Here is a 15,485-nt window from a genome sequence, read left to right as displayed (position 1 = left end):
AATGATGAAAATTAAACTATGATTGTAAACCCGAAACGTGGACTTCTTTTTCTTATACAGACAAGTTTTAAACCTTTACTCATTTTATTTATTTGGGACATGCTAGTCGTAATTGGATATAAAATTTTTAATCTACACTGGTTTGATCAATCGGCATTACCGACCGCCCTGATTGGATCTGTGCTCGTCCTTTTTATGAATTTCAGAAACAATACGGCATATAATCGATGGTGGGAGGCACGTATACATTGGGGATCAGTCACAAATAACTGTCGATCATTTGCCAGGCAATGCATGAGTATTCTCGATAGCAAACCCGAGCTTATATATGCCATGGCCGGATATGCATACAGTCTATCCTATCATTTAAGAAATAAAAATTCCCTGACCAGTTATAATGTTAAAAAAATATTGCCCCATTCCATTCAAACCTATATTAAAAATCAGCGCAACCAGCCTAATGGCATTCTCGTTCAGATCGGCTATATGGTAACCCAGGAAAGCCGCCAAAAAAATATTGACGGCGCCCTTCACTCTCAAATCGACAGAATTTTATCTGACTTGGCCAATGCACAAGGTTCCTTGGAAAGAATTAAAAATACACCCTTATCAATCCAGTTTTCCACCCTGCCCCGTTTACTAAGTGAAGTTATCTGCATCATTCTTCCTTTTTCAATGGTGGATACACTTGGGTGGATCACACCATTAGGATCCGCACTTGTGGGTTTCTTATTTTTGGCTCTGGACCGAATTGGAAATGATTTGCAAGATCCCTTTGATGAAAGTCCGCATTCCTTGCCCATGTTAACAATGTCACGCAGCATCGAGATCGATTTGCTTGAACAAATCAATCAATCTTCTCAACGCCCTATTCCTTCCATTAACGGAATTCAATGGTAAATTAAAATAAAATACCTATATATACACATTATATAAAATTTTGCCTTTTCTAAAATATCAAATGACAATTTATCCTGAATATGGTATAGTATATTAAATGAGTGTATTGAAAAATTCTTCCAAAGGTGGTGTAACCGACGAAATGGCTCAAGCAGCCGTCGCAGAAACCGCCGCACAACAATCCAATAGTAAAACCTCTTTTCCTTTTCAAGAAGGCGATGCCATTGTCTATGCTGCACATGGTGTAGGCCGAATTGATCGTATTGGCGTGGAAGAGATTGCAGGCACGAAACTGGAAATGATCCAGATCTCTTTTCCAGATAATCAGATGACCCTGCGTATCCCTTTAGATAAAGCAAAAAAAGCTGGATTACGCAAAATTGCTTCTCGTGAAATTGTCGGAAAAGCCATGTCAATTATTAAAAGCAAGCCGCAAACCAGCAAAGGTATGTGGGCAAGACGGGCTTTGGTTTATCAGGAAAAAATCAATTCTGGTGATCTGATGCAGATTGCTGAAGTTTTAAGGGATCTACGCAGAAACGCTGACAGTCTTGATGGCAGTTTTAGCGAAAGAAAACTATTTGAAGCGGCTCAAGACCGTTTTGTAACCGAGGTGGCCGTTTTGGAATCAAAAAAACCAGAAGACGTTCTCAACGAATTAACAAACGTGATGAAAACAGCTTAGAATTTATCAATTGATCATTACAATTACAACGAAAGGAGAGTTACTCTCCTTTTTTTATGTCTTTATTTGTAATAAATGAATATATTAATGACATTTTGTTAGTCTTTACAAATGATATTAAACAAGTATGATAAAAGGCTTATTAACTATTTATAAAAATTATTAGAACCTGAATAATTTTTAGATTGTCAAAAGCGTATACAAAATGTTTTTTCAAAAAAAATCGATTTCTGCCTCTCATAATACATCCAATCAAAATTTGATTGCTCAATTAACAAAAATAACTGGAAGCAGAAACGTTATAACTGACCCATCCAAAATGGGATTATATTGTAATGGTTTTCGATATGGATCTGGGAAAGCAATAGCAATTGTAACGCCAGAGCATATTCTGGATCAGTGGAATGTTGTCAAGGCCTGTATAGAATCAAATGTAATAATTATCATGCAGGCCGCCAATACTGGACTGACCGGTGGATCTACCCCCGATGGCAATGATTATGATCGTGACATTGTCATTATTAACACCATGAAAATGAAAAAAATTTATGTGATTAATAATGGTGAGCAGGTAATATGTCTTCCCGGGGCGACTTTAAATGAACTTGAACAAAAATTAAGGCCCTATCATCGTGATCCTCATTCTGTAATCGGATCATCTTGCATCGGTGCTTCAGTTCTTGGAGGAATAAGCAATAATTCTGGTGGGGCATTGGTTCAGCGAGGCCCCGCCTATACCGAGATGGCCCTTTATGCCCAATGTAACAAAGAGGGTAAATTAGAACTTGTTAATCATCTTGGCGTTGAGTTGGGAAACACACCTGAGGAAATTCTGGGACGACTTGATCACGGTAATTTCGATCATGAATTGATAAAACAATCTGATAAATGCTGTTCAGACCATCATTATAGGGATCATGTCTGCGAAGTTGATGCCCCTACACCCGCCCGTTATAATGCCGATCCCAATCATTTATATGAAGCCTCTGGATGTGCCGGTAAACTCTCAATTTTTGCTGTACGCCTTGATACATTTCCACAGGAAAAGGAAACAAGAGTTTTTTATATCGGTACAAACGATCCAAATGATCTTACCAATATTCGATATAATATGCTCAGCAAGAAAATAGTTCCCATATCCGGTGAGTATATCCATCAAGATGCTTACAATATTGCCGCTATTTACGGAAAAGATACATTCATTTTTATAAATTGTCTGGGTACTGCACATATTCCACAATTATTCTCCCTGAAAAACAAATTTGATTTTATTACAAATAAAATCCCGTTTTTCCCAAAACATTTCAGTGACAAGGCAATGCAGTTTTTTAGCAAATTATTTCCCCAGCATTTGCCGGAACGAATGAACGAATATGCAAAAAAATATGAACATCATTTGCTATTGAAAGTGGGCAAAGAAGAAATTGAACCTGTTCGTTCCCATTTAAAATCTTATTTTAAGGAAAAAACATCGGGTAGCTTTTTTGAATGCAATGCCGAAGAAGGTCGCAAAGCATTCCTGCATCGCTTTGCCGTGGCAGGCGCTGCTGTTCGTTACAGGAATGTCCATACGGATACGGTTGAAAATATTCTGGCCATTGATGTTGCCCTACGCCGTAATGATAAAGAATGGGTGGAACATTTGCCTGAAGAAATAGAAGAACCAATTCTCCATAAATTATATTACGGTCATTTCTTTTGTCACGTTTTTCATCAGGATTATATTATTCAAAAAGGATATGATGTATTTGCACTTGAAGAAAAAATGTTGAGAATTCTTGATCAAAGAGGAGCGGAATATCCCGCTGAACATAATGTCGGTCATCTTTACCCAGCCAAAGATCCTTTGAAGAATTTTTACAAAGACCTTGATCCTTGCAATGCTTTCAATCCTGGCATTGGAAAAACTAGCAAATTAAAAAACTGGAAAGAATAACAGCTTTAAGAAAAAAAGACGCTTGAATAATCATACTGTTTCAAAACATATTCAAATCGTCTTTTTTTAATGTTAAATAAGCGAATTCCTGATTGGTTGTATAAATTCTTGATATCAAATTAAAATTAATATTTTCTGATTTACCTTAATAATCAAACTCATAAAGCAATCCCACGTTACTACCTGGATCATTATCTGGGGTAACAAATCTTGAATTGTCTTTTCCCGTACCAACCGCTGCAGTAGCTTTCAAGTGTTTGGTGATATCAATCTGCATCTCGGCCTGTGTACCTGCATTGCCTGTAGATTGTTTGGCACCAATATAAACACCTTTTGCCACATACTTCCCTGCCGCAACACTTGCTCCATTATTGGAGCCTCCATTTTCATTGCTACGACTCCCCCCTCCTAAAGAAAGTCGATCCAATCCAAGGCTTTTTCTCACGGTACCCAAGGGATCAATCCCTGCACTTTGTCCACCCAACGTTGCCAATGCCAATCCTATTTCTGCCATTTGGGTTGCCGAAAGACTTTGTGAATCAACACCAAATAATAGAATGGCTAGAACCCTGTCTTGTGACAATGGAGGGGAAGAGGTTAACGTGATTTTGGGTGAACTTGCAAAACCTGTAATCAATAATCTGGCCGTGTTTCCTTCAACCGTTTTTTTTACCTCAAAATCCAGAGAAGGATCAATCTTGCGATCTACATTACTTCCCTGAAACCCGATCACACCCCTTGTGAAATCCAATGATATTCCTGAAAGATCAATATGACCGTTTTGCATCTTCATTCCCCCCGCAACTGAAGGCGCATCAGCTGTTCCAGTGATATGCAATGCGCCTGCCATATCTGTAAACAGTCCGAAACCTTGAACCAAGATTTGACCGGCAGATTTAATGGTTAAATCCAAACCGATAATGGGTCCTGGAAGATTTGGCCTGCTTTCTGTTTCAATCTTGTCACCTGGACGAATTACTTTTAATGGTACAACAGAACTTGAAATAGAATGCGGTATATTAATCTCGGCATGTTTGATCCTAATTGTTCCCTTCATATCAATTTTTGATTTTGCCATTCCACTAACATCGATATCGCCATCAAGAATGGCTGTTAACAAATCACTAACCAATGGACGGGCATTTTTCATATTCATATGCAAGCTTACCGGAATACCCGGTTGAAAAACTCCAATTTGTCCATTGGCATATATATCCCCATGTCCCGCCTTGGCAGTGAGTGATTCAAGGGTTATATGATCTTTTTTCCCAACAAGCTTTGCCTGTATATCCTGAATACTTGTCCCTTGTGCGTAATCTCTAAAACTTCCTTTGAAAAGCTGTACAGTTCCATTAACAATCGGTTCCATAAAACTACCCGCAATTTGCATGGCAAGATTGATATTGCCCTTGACTTGCTGACCATAGGCACCCGCAATCGCATTTCCCAATCCCAAATCAATTTTCCCTTCGAGATTCAAATCCATCTTACCATTTGAATTTAAAGGTATTAAACCATTCATACTCAAATCACATTTCTTTCCCATCAGTAAATGCGTATGCGTTTGGGCATTTTTACCCATCAAATTTGTCCGAGAAATCAATTGTGCAACAGGTAGAGAGGCGGCTTCTCCTGTAAGCATTTTAATATTCGCTGCTTTAATTTGAATTGAACCTGTGGGTTTTTCCAACGTCCCTTTTAACCTAGCCTGGGCATCCAAGGTTCCATTAGCCTGTAACTGAGGTAAAAAAGGTTTTAAAATGGCAGGAGTCACATTTTGAATACTAGCATTCAAATTTAATGCTGGCATAATTACTCCAGCCAAATCGATAATGGCCAAGGGCGCATTTGGAGGAGCCAAGGTTAAACGAAAATGATCTATGGCTACTTTCTCCCCAAAATCCACCTTGGCTGGAGCAGTCAGGTGTATATTTTCACCTTTTGCCAATACATTCAGTTTTTGCAAAAAAACATTTTTTTTCTTCAAATCCAACACTAGTGCTGTATCAAATGCACCTTTATTTTGCATTAACAAAGGAAAATCAGCATTTGCCACTACTTTCAAGTTATCGATAAAACCATTGGCACTTAACTGGATATTACCTTTTGCCTGTGGAAGCTGAAAATCCGAAATTTGCGCCTTTAAATTGATTAAGGGCTTGTCTAATGGATGATCAATATAACCCGTTAAAAGCAAATTATTGAACCTGTAATTAGGCATATTCACTTTGCTGCTTGCATTAACGAATAATTTTTGGTTTGTATGCGGTGAGGAATGAATTAGTAAGGCAAGATTGCCTTCAATATTCTGTCGAACCAATTTTTTAAAATCGGCCAGTCGAGTTATTTTTATATCAAGGTTACCATTAGGAATTATATTTTTACCGGAAATACTAAAATCAGCGAGACCATTCAAGGATCGCCAATTCAATTTTCTTAAATTAAAATAATAATTATCAGTATTTTTCTTTTGACTTGCCAACAGTTCCATTTCTATCGGTGAACGGTCAAGATTTCCATTCAAGGATACCAAAAGCGTTGGTAGCGCAAATAAATGATTCAGCTCAGCCTTCATTTTTAAATCGCTTGGCGCTATTGCATAATCTCTTTTTGATGATGTTTGAAATTTAGTAGCCATTTCAAATTTCAAACCCAGATCTTCCAGAGATCCATCAGCTTTTAAAACAGCCTTTCCCTGACCCGTCAATAACGGGGAAAGTGCCATAAGATTATTTATATTAAGATTAACAACCGCCCTGACCTGTTGATCCAATAAATGTCCATTACCTTGAATTGATAAATTTTGACCTGATATTGTCAAATTATCCAAATAGATATCAGGTTTTTCTTTATGGAAAATACGTGCATGAATACCAAGATGTCCCTTGGATCCAACCATATTTACTATTTCAGGTAATCCTTGATTAACCTGTATGGGACCATCCAAATCAAATAAAATTGGATTATCTGCATGCTCTGGCATGGTAAAAGCAAGATTGAATACTGATTGACCTCCCAACCTAACACCTGTAAATTCGGCTATATCACTTAAATGTGGTAGAGCCAGATCAATCGATCCTTTTAAGACAGGTTGAAAAAAGATATGTCCCACAGCCTTCACAAGGTCATGTTGAACTCGAAAATCAATTGATTGTTCAGGTTCATTTACTCCATATACAGCATCAGCTATAATTGGGACTTTGGCAAACATCATTGGATGTTTTCCGGGAACACGCAACCCTTCTGCAATTAAATGTATATGGGCTCTATCGATTTGCCTTGAATTTATGGCTTGCAAATCATCATTTTGCTCTCCCGAAAAAGAAACAATAAGATTATTCAAAAACATTTTACCAGCCGCTAGATTGACCAGTTTGAATTTTCCCTGACCGATTGGTTTTGTTAATAATCCAGTTAATCTGGCATCTAGATCCCATCCATCCCAATGAATTTGTGGATTCAAGGTCACTGCTGGAGAATGACCGGATAAATCAACATTCATTTTTGAATGATTAAGGTCAATATGTCCATTTTCCCTTAAATACGTCTGATTTGATTTCAGTTCCATTTTTGTATTCAATGAATCAAACGGTCCATCAAGCGACAAATTAAATGATAAGGGAGTTAATTGATCGGACTTTAATAAACGTTCAAGAATTCCATCTGGATTGGATTTTGCCAAAAAAGTTAACTGTCCTTTTGAAACCTGATGATTTTTAACTGTTAACTTCAAGGAAAGATTTGTTGATTTATTAAGTTCTTCACCATCAAGCTCCAGATTTGTGTCAGGCAATGCATTCAGTTTAAATTCATCTAGAAAGAATAATAGATTAGAAGTCGATAGTTTTCCGTTAACTTTTAAATCAAACGTTTTTGAAAAAACTGTCTGAGCAAGATGCAATTTATTAATTTGTAAATGGTTAATCGAGGCAGATAACCAAAAAAATGACAAATCGGATGATGTGGAATATGATGCTTCTGGTGATTGTGTGGATTTTGGTAAATCCTCAATATCTATTTCTTCAGCCAAAATACTTTGAATAAATAATTTTTTATACAGTAATTCAAAAAAAGACCAATCAAGTTTGACTTTTTTTAATATTAACCACGATTTATCCGTTGATGGCAATTTTTTCAACGTGATTTCTTCAACAATCAGATGATTAGGAAAATTCCCGTGAATCCCCTTAACATTTATGGAATGATCGGTCCAAACATCAATTTTATCTGAAAGAAATTCTTTTCCACTCTGCGTATTAAGATAAATGAATAATGCAAAAACCATAGCTACAAGCAATATGAGTATGCTTGCCAGAAACCATAATATACACTTGCTTATAGAATATTTGACTTTTCTAACCTTTATATTCCTTGACACTTTGTCGATGGATTGCTTCTTTTCAGATTCCTTACTAGATTGAGACATTAGAAGGTTTCCCCCAAACCTATATAAACTTCGAACCGATCTCCTCGATATGGTCGCTTAACGGGTACTGCGATATCTAAACGTATGGGTCCCATGGGCGTATAATATCGAAATCCACCACCAACACCTACCTGAACCTTTCCCTCAAAAGGCATACTGTCACTGCTGACCTGACCGGCATCAATAAAGGCTTGGACACCAAATTGTCCAAGGATTCTTTGTCGGAATTCAGCCGTTCCCGTATCCATTGCCTTTCCCCCTTTTGCATATTTACTCCCCTTAAATTGAGGACCGACACCCTGGAAACGAAATCCTCTTACAGTTGAAGTACCTCCTGCGTATAAACGTTGGTCAGGGGGAAGATTCATTCGTGAAGCCCCTTGAATACTGCCAATGTTTCCACGAAATGCAAAAATTGAACGACCAGGTTTCGTTAATCCCAGATGCGTTAAATCAAAATAGGTAGAGGCTGTTCCTTGCATGATTGCAAAAAATATAGTCTTGTCTCCAAAAGATTCCGTCGGCGTTATAGAGACAGATGCTTTCATTCCGTGATCTGGAGACATCATTGGATTGGCCAATTCCGTTCCATCATATGCCGCACCCAGTGGAAGGTTGATCATGGTATAATTGTTTCTTTCACCTCGCTGAATAATATGTTCTTGTATTCCACCCAAATAAGCTGACATGCTCCAGCGTTTACCAAATTTTCTTGTCATTCCAACCTTTGCAAGAAACGCTGTTTGATTATACGAGTACAGCTTCTGTTTTACAGCTTCAACACGGGCATTAAAATCCTGGTTACGATGTCCAAAATCAGGCTTGGTAAAATCCGCATACACATCATATCCCAGTCCCCGTTGGGCTGTTCCTGCTATACCCGTCGCTATGGCTGCCAATTTTAACTGTTCGGCATTACCAAATATGTTATGATGCGTCCATTTTGCACCTAACCTTCCCCCAAGATCCGTCGAATATCCCGCTTCAACACTTACGGTTCTTCGTTTAGCCTCTTTAAAGGTTATGGTTAATGGTATTCGACCCGATTGATCAACATGATCTGCAACGTGCATATCAATACTCGAAAAAACACCAGTTGAAGAAAGATCCATGCGTGCGTTTTCAATAGTTGAGGGTTGATATAACTGTCCAGCATGCAATAACAACCGGCGACGAATATATTTCGCGTTGACCTTTTTCAAACCCTTGAAATCGATATCACCTATGTCCACTACAGGACCCATATTCATATCAAAAACAACATTCAAGGTTTTATTGTCTGGATGCAGATAGGCAACGAGCTCTCCCATTTTAGCCAAGGCATGTCCCTCTTCCTGCAACCCCTTGATCAATTTGTCCCGAGCGGCAACGATATCAGCAGAAACGGCAGGATCACCAATTTTCAATCCGAATTCCCTTTGCTGCCTAACTGATAACTGGATGATTTCATTTTTTTGTAAGTTCTTGAACTCTAACTGACCTATGCGATATTGGGATCCCTTTTGGATATGAACAATAATGATAACATCCTGCTGGACAGGCACTTTATCAATAAAATTCGGTAAATCCGTACTTGCACCATCAATTATTCCATTGGCAATGATATCTTTTTCATGTTTGAATATATCATCGGATTGCTCTCTTTTATTCAATTTTACATTTTTTTGATTATGTAACGCAGCCGCAGTTCCAACCTTGATACTGATTTTCGCATCATAATATCCGAAACTGTCCATAGCATTTTTAAAACGGGCATAATCACTTTTAATTCGACCAGCCAACGCAAACGCATTTACAGCATTTGTTTTTTGTAAAGTAACCAAATTGGATGTGTTTGACAAAACTTTATCAATTGTCTCATTTCCTATTGAATATATTTTCACTCTATAATATTGAGGATCTGCAGCCACTCCCTGCTTAAAACAGCTCAAAATAAATAACACTATGAATATGAAATAATCACGAATGCCTAATTTTCTATTATCACCTTTATATTGTATGGATTTTTCGTTTTCAAACCAAAACCACAAAGATGACAAAACGCATATTCCCTATAGTATACTGAATAAAAATTGGATTTTATAAAAAGTATTTTCTTTTATAAAAATTAAAGGAACTCTTCAAAAGAAAAATACATTAAAATAAAAAAACGCCAAAAATTTGGTAAATTATTTTAAATTTTTCTTTATGAATAAATCTTGTCGTTACACATATTTTCAGATAACAATTATAAAGTCCGTGATTATTACTTTTATATTACAATACTGAGAAAACTGTATTTTATTTTTTGTTAAAATTATGAATTTTGTTATTTATGTTATCCAAAATTAAGAATATTATTTTTCATTCAAATAATAAAAAAATTAAAGATAGGTCACGTATAGATTTCAATTCATTATTTGACAATAATGAAAATGCAGTTAATACCTATAATCCTAAATTTTTGAAAAAAATTAGGGCAATACTCAGAATCTTCACCATTTTGGGATGGACTGGAATGGCTATTCCAGTACAATCAATCTTTGTCAAACTCCCTGGAAAATTAAAAACCAATTTTGCAGGGTATTATTGGTATATTGTGGGAAAATTACTGGGGCTACGCCTTCATACCTTCGGCAAGATTATTGCCCTGGACTCAAAAAAAGGACAGGATCGTCCAATCTTATACATTGCCAATCATTGTTCATGGCTGGATATCGTCACTATAGGCGGATTATTGCCTGGATGTTTTGTTGCAAAAAAGGAAGTCGGAACCTGGCCTCTTATCAGTATTTTATGTAAACTTGGCCGCGTTTCCTTTGTCAGCAGACAACGACACTCAACAGCTAAAGAACAAATTGAACTACAATCAAGATTAAGAAACAATGATAGCCTAATCTTATTTCCAGAAGGCACCTCTTCTGATGGATCGCATTTATACCCTTTTATGTCCTCTTTTTTTGCATTGGCAAAACCCAATGGTAAGAACACCATAACTTATAAAATACCCATTATTCAACCAATTTCAATTACATATGATCGTTTGGACATGTTACCTGTCAACAGGTTCACCCGACCCATTTACTGCTGGTATGGTGATATGGAATTGGCACCACATTTATGGAATCTCAGTCAATATTCCGATATGCATGCATCCGTTATTTTTCATGATCCTTTATATCCAGAAAATTTCAAGACCCGTAAACATCTTGCGCAGGAAACCTGGGATATTATTGCCAAGGGTACTGTTGCATTAAGATCAAATCATTCTAAAGATGAAATAAAGAAAATAATTTAATATTTTTATCCGATAAAATATGAATTACGATTTATCATACCTATATTAAATTATATAAATGTTAATGAACTAATTCAATTTTTTCTTGCAACATTTCTGGATATACAAAATATTAATTCATATTTAAATAATAAAAACCTTTTACTTATCTTCAATTTGAATATTAATTTTCATATATTAATGGATAAATAGCTTGTATCTATTCCTGTCTTTTTATAAAAAGTGTATTTTATTGTAATTCAAAAATATCCTAATACCAAGGCCAAATCCTGATATGGTTCAACGAGACTTTACTTTGACAAATGCAAATTTAGATAATGAAACATCACGGCGATATCTGCATATAATCACATGGGGATGTCAAATGAATGTTTATGACAGCAACCGAATGGTCGATTTGCTGCGTCCATTAGGATACAAAGTAACGGATAAAGCTGAACAGGCGGATGTTCTCATTCTTAACACTTGCCATATACGCGATAAAGCCACTGAAAAGGTTTTTTCCGAACTAGGACGTTTGAAACAGATAAAGGAATATCGTAATCAGCTGGGTAACCCCACCCTTATAGCAGTGGCTGGATGTGTAGCTCAGGCTGAGGGAAATATCATTCTTCAGAGGGCTCCCTATGTTGATATCGTGTTAGGTCCTCAAACTTATCACCGTCTTCCAAAAATGATTTTGGAAGTGGCTCGGCAATCGGGGAGTATAATCGAAACCGATTTTCCTGTTGAAAGCAAATTTGATTTTTTGCCCATACCTCAGGAAAATACAGGTTACAGTGCTTTCTTAACAATTCAAGAGGGATGTGACAAATTTTGTTCATTCTGTGTTGTTCCCTATACACGTGGTTCCGAAGTCAGTCGTCCAGTTCAGGCAATTCTTGATGAAGCTACTCATCTTTGCAGTATTGGCGTAAAGGAAATCACTTTACTGGGTCAAAACGTTAATGCCTATCATGGAGAGGGTCCTGACGGAAACATTTGGAATCTGGCTCGTCTCGCAGAAAAACTTTCAACATTACCAGAATTAAGCCGTATTCGTTACACGACTTCCCATCCAAGGGATATGGATGACAGCCTTATCAACGCACATCGTGATTTACCTGCATTAATGCCATTTCTGCATTTGCCGGTTCAGTCCGGATCAGACCGTATTCTCAAGGCCATGAACCGTGGGCATACAGCTGATGAATACCGTAAGATTATTGATAAATTGCGCAAGGCACGTCCTGATATTGCTTTATCTTCAGACTTTATTGTCGGTCATCCTGGTGAAAACCTGAAAGATTTTGAAGATACCATGCAACTTGTCCGTGACGTTCAGTTTTCACAAACTTTTTCCTTTAAATATTCCCCCAGACCCGGAACGGCTGCCGCTATTTCCATGCATCAGGTTAGGGAAGAAGAAAAAGATGCTCGTCTTCAGGTTTTACAGGCTTTGTTAAGAGAACAGCAAGATCAATTTAACCAGAATACGGTCGGACGTACCATTCCCATCCTTTTTGTTGGTAAAGGTCGAAAACAAGGTCAGATAACGGGAAAATCCCCCTATTTGCAAGCGGTTCACATTCAGGGTGACACATCGCTAATCGGTCGGGAATGTCAAGTTAGAATTGATAAATCTTTGACAAATTCGCTTTCAGGAACATTAGTTTAAAAAGGAACCATTTTGAATAATAAAATTTCCCTACAGATTTATCCCATTCTTTTATCAGAAGAAGTAAAAAACGAATCTTTTTTAAAAACAACCCTGCAATTTCCTGACAATTTATTACTGGCTCAAATGTTGGGAGATCATGACCGTTATTTGGTTCAGATTGAAAACGAACTTCAGGTCACCATGGGTTGTCGGGGAAACTATCTGGTCATTGAAGGGGATATCCAACAGGTTGAACTTACCAAAACAGTAGTAAGCAATCTGTATCAACATATATATACCCATAATGAAATTAACTCTACCATCGTTAATAATTTCATACGCATGGCCTATAACGGACTCTTATCCATTCTTTATCCATCAAAGCAAAATGAACCTCCTGAATCCATGGAACTCAAACAACCAGAATCAATTCCAACAATTTCTGTACGTAAAGGTACCATTTCACCTCGCACAACGGGACAGGCAAACTATTTGAAAATGCTGGCAAGAAATGAAATGGTTTTCGGAATTGGCCCCGCTGGAACAGGAAAAACATTTCTTGCTGTAGCCCAGGCAGTTTCCATGCTTTTATCTGGTCAGATTGATCGTATTATTCTATCTCGTCCCGCTGTAGAGGCTGGCGAGCGATTGGGGTTTCTGCCTGGAGATATGAAAGACAAAATTGACCCATATCTTCGTCCCCTTTACGATGCTCTATATGCCATGATGCCAGGAGATCAAGTTGTCAAAAGACTGACCAGCGGGGAAATTGAAGTGGCTCCTCTTGCCTTTATGCGAGGCAGAACACTTGAACATGCCTATGTCATACTTGATGAAGCCCAAAATACCACTCCTGCTCAGATGAAAATGTTTTTGACACGGTTAGGGGCTGGTTCACGAATGGTCATAACCGGCGATCTTAGCCAAATTGATCTGCCACCCATGATCAAATCAGGATTAAAGGATGCAGTTGATACATTACAGGATGTTTCTGGTATTGAGATTCTTCGTTTCAAGGCAGAAGATGTTGTCAGACATCCTCTTGTTAATCGTATTGTAAGGGCTTATGACAAACAGTCAGCAAAATTAAAAATATCTTCCGAGAATAAATCCTAGAAAGAAATTTCCTGATGACGTTCCTCTTCCGGCAATATCGATATCAAATTCTTGATTTTCTTTTTAGTGAAGTAATAATTATACAAGACAAGAGGTGGTATAAACTGATTCCTGATCTCAAGGAATTGATATACCGTATTTATACCCTGCAACCTTTTGCTGAACAAACCACGCTTTGTTTTGCCAATGACCAGACAATACAAAAATTGAATTGCCAATTCAGGAATAAAAATAAACCTACAAATGTTCTTACTTTTGAGCATCCAGATCCCCAATCCTATGGAGGGGACATTATTCTTGCCTTGGAAACCATTCAAAAAGAATCCCGTCGAGCTCGAAAACCAATGCGCCATCATTTGACACACCTTATTTTTCACGGCTTATTGCATTTAGAGGGATATGACCACCTTAAATGTAATGAAACAAAAATCATGGAAATGAAGGAATCCTATTTTTTAGGTAAAATCGGGATCCCGAATCCCTGGAAAAACTCGTCTTTTGGGAGTATATAGCCATGTTTCGTGCGCCAGGTAATAATGCGCCGAATAATACCGCATCAGAACAGTCACAATCAAACACAAAGCCAAACCGTTACAGATCTTTTTTTAAACGTTGGTTCCATCAAAGACATCAGCACAATTTGCGACAATCAATTGTCAACCTTGTAGATGACAGAAACAATCATTTACCTACAATTCCCGATGACAACAAGGAGGAATTCAATCCGCATGAGCGATTACTGATCTCCAATATATTGAGATTGAAAGATAAAACGGCTGATGATGTAATGATACCAAGGGCTGATATATTTGCCATTGATGATTCAATCAGTTTCAAGCGGGCACTGGAAATTATGCAGCATGAAAATCATTCCCGAGTTCCTGTCTATCATCAGGAATTAGACAATATCCAGGGGATGTTGCACGTTAAGGATCTTATTTCCTATATTGGACACAGTGAAGATTTCGATTTTGGTAAAGTCATTCGACAGCCTCTTTTTATCGCACCTCAAATACCAGTTCTTGATCTCCTGCTACAAATGCGTGTACACCGGATTCATTTGGGGCTGGTAATTGATGAGCATGGCAGCATTGATGGATTGATAACGATTGAAGATCTGGTGGAAACAATCGTGGGCGATATTGCTGATGAACATGATGAACCTGAGGCCAACATGATTATCGAACGGGGAAACAATACGCTGGATGTGGATGCAAGAGCACATCTTGAAGATCTTGAGGAAAAAATTGGAACATTCTTGACCGAAGAAGAAAAAAATTCAGATATGGATACGTTGGGTGGACTTGTTTTCCATCTGGCTGAACATATTCCGACCAAGGGAGAGGTATTAACTCACCCATCTGGATTGATATTCAGGGTTCTGGAGGCTGACCCGCGACATATACGTCGTCTGCGAATGCATATCCCTCAAAACTGGTCTTTACCCACATCCAACGATTCAGACACCCTATCAGAAACCAATTCAAACAATATATAACCCTGGTT

At 37.6% G+C, this 15,485-nt stretch carries 10 protein-coding genes; 8 read left to right on the top strand and 2 right to left on the bottom strand.

Annotated features, from left to right (window positions below):
* Window positions 1-18 precede the first annotated feature (18 nt).
* From H3T46_RS00170 to dld, 3 genes are all read left to right on the top strand, one after another.
* On the top strand, window positions 19-900 hold the full coding sequence (locus H3T46_RS00170; RefSeq protein WP_198197077.1) for a bestrophin family protein: 882 nt from the start codon (window positions 19-21) through the stop codon (window positions 898-900).
* A 97-nt stretch (window positions 901-997) separates the two neighbouring features.
* Window positions 998-1,585 (top strand): CarD family transcriptional regulator, encoded by a 588-nt coding sequence (locus H3T46_RS00165; RefSeq protein ID WP_122123352.1) that lies wholly within the window; start codon window positions 998-1,000, stop codon window positions 1,583-1,585.
* A 205-nt stretch (window positions 1,586-1,790) separates the two neighbouring features.
* Window positions 1,791-3,521: a D-lactate dehydrogenase gene (dld, locus tag H3T46_RS00160; RefSeq protein ID WP_198197076.1), complete on the top strand. Its 1,731-nt coding sequence runs from the start codon at window positions 1,791-1,793 to the stop codon at window positions 3,519-3,521.
* Window positions 3,522-3,666: 145 nt separating this feature from the next.
* On the opposite strand, the gene H3T46_RS00155 is transcribed toward dld, so the two are convergent.
* Both H3T46_RS00155 and H3T46_RS00150 read right to left on the bottom strand, forming a co-directional pair.
* A complete protein-coding gene (locus H3T46_RS00155; protein WP_198197075.1) occupies window positions 3,667-7,947 on the bottom strand; it encodes a translocation/assembly module TamB domain-containing protein in 4,281 nt (1,426 codons plus the stop codon).
* Window positions 7,947-9,986, bottom strand: coding sequence for an autotransporter assembly complex family protein (locus tag H3T46_RS00150; protein ID WP_232349961.1), 2,040 nt, complete (start codon window positions 9,984-9,986; stop codon window positions 7,947-7,949). Before H3T46_RS00150 ends, H3T46_RS00155 begins: the two co-directional genes overlap by 1 nt.
* A 458-nt stretch (window positions 9,987-10,444) precedes the next feature.
* On the opposite strand from H3T46_RS00150, the gene H3T46_RS00145 reads away from it, so the two are divergent.
* From H3T46_RS00145 to H3T46_RS00125, 5 genes are all read left to right on the top strand, one after another.
* Window positions 10,445-11,224, top strand: a complete 780-nt coding sequence (locus H3T46_RS00145; protein ID WP_198197074.1) for a 1-acyl-sn-glycerol-3-phosphate acyltransferase — start codon at window positions 10,445-10,447, stop codon at window positions 11,222-11,224.
* A gap of 274 nt (window positions 11,225-11,498) precedes the next feature.
* On the top strand, window positions 11,499-12,881 hold the full coding sequence (gene miaB / locus H3T46_RS00140; RefSeq protein ID WP_198197073.1) for a tRNA (N6-isopentenyl adenosine(37)-C2)-methylthiotransferase MiaB: 1,383 nt from the start codon (window positions 11,499-11,501) through the stop codon (window positions 12,879-12,881).
* A 126-nt stretch (window positions 12,882-13,007) separates the two neighbouring features.
* Entirely contained in the window at window positions 13,008-13,979 is a 972-nt protein-coding gene (locus H3T46_RS00135; protein ID WP_198197621.1) for a PhoH family protein, read from the top strand.
* A gap of 14 nt (window positions 13,980-13,993) precedes the next feature.
* On the top strand, window positions 13,994-14,491 hold the full coding sequence (ybeY, locus tag H3T46_RS00130; RefSeq protein WP_198197072.1) for an rRNA maturation RNase YbeY: 498 nt from the start codon (window positions 13,994-13,996) through the stop codon (window positions 14,489-14,491).
* Between the two features lie 2 nt (window positions 14,492-14,493).
* Entirely contained in the window at window positions 14,494-15,477 is a 984-nt protein-coding gene (locus H3T46_RS00125; RefSeq protein ID WP_198197071.1) for a hemolysin family protein, read from the top strand.
* Window positions 15,478-15,485 lie beyond the last annotated feature (8 nt).

This window comes from Commensalibacter sp. M0133, assembly GCF_016101485.1.
GTDB classification, from domain to species: domain Bacteria; phylum Pseudomonadota; class Alphaproteobacteria; order Acetobacterales; family Acetobacteraceae; genus Commensalibacter; species Commensalibacter melissae.
This window is presented reverse-complemented; position numbering and strand designations above follow the sequence as displayed.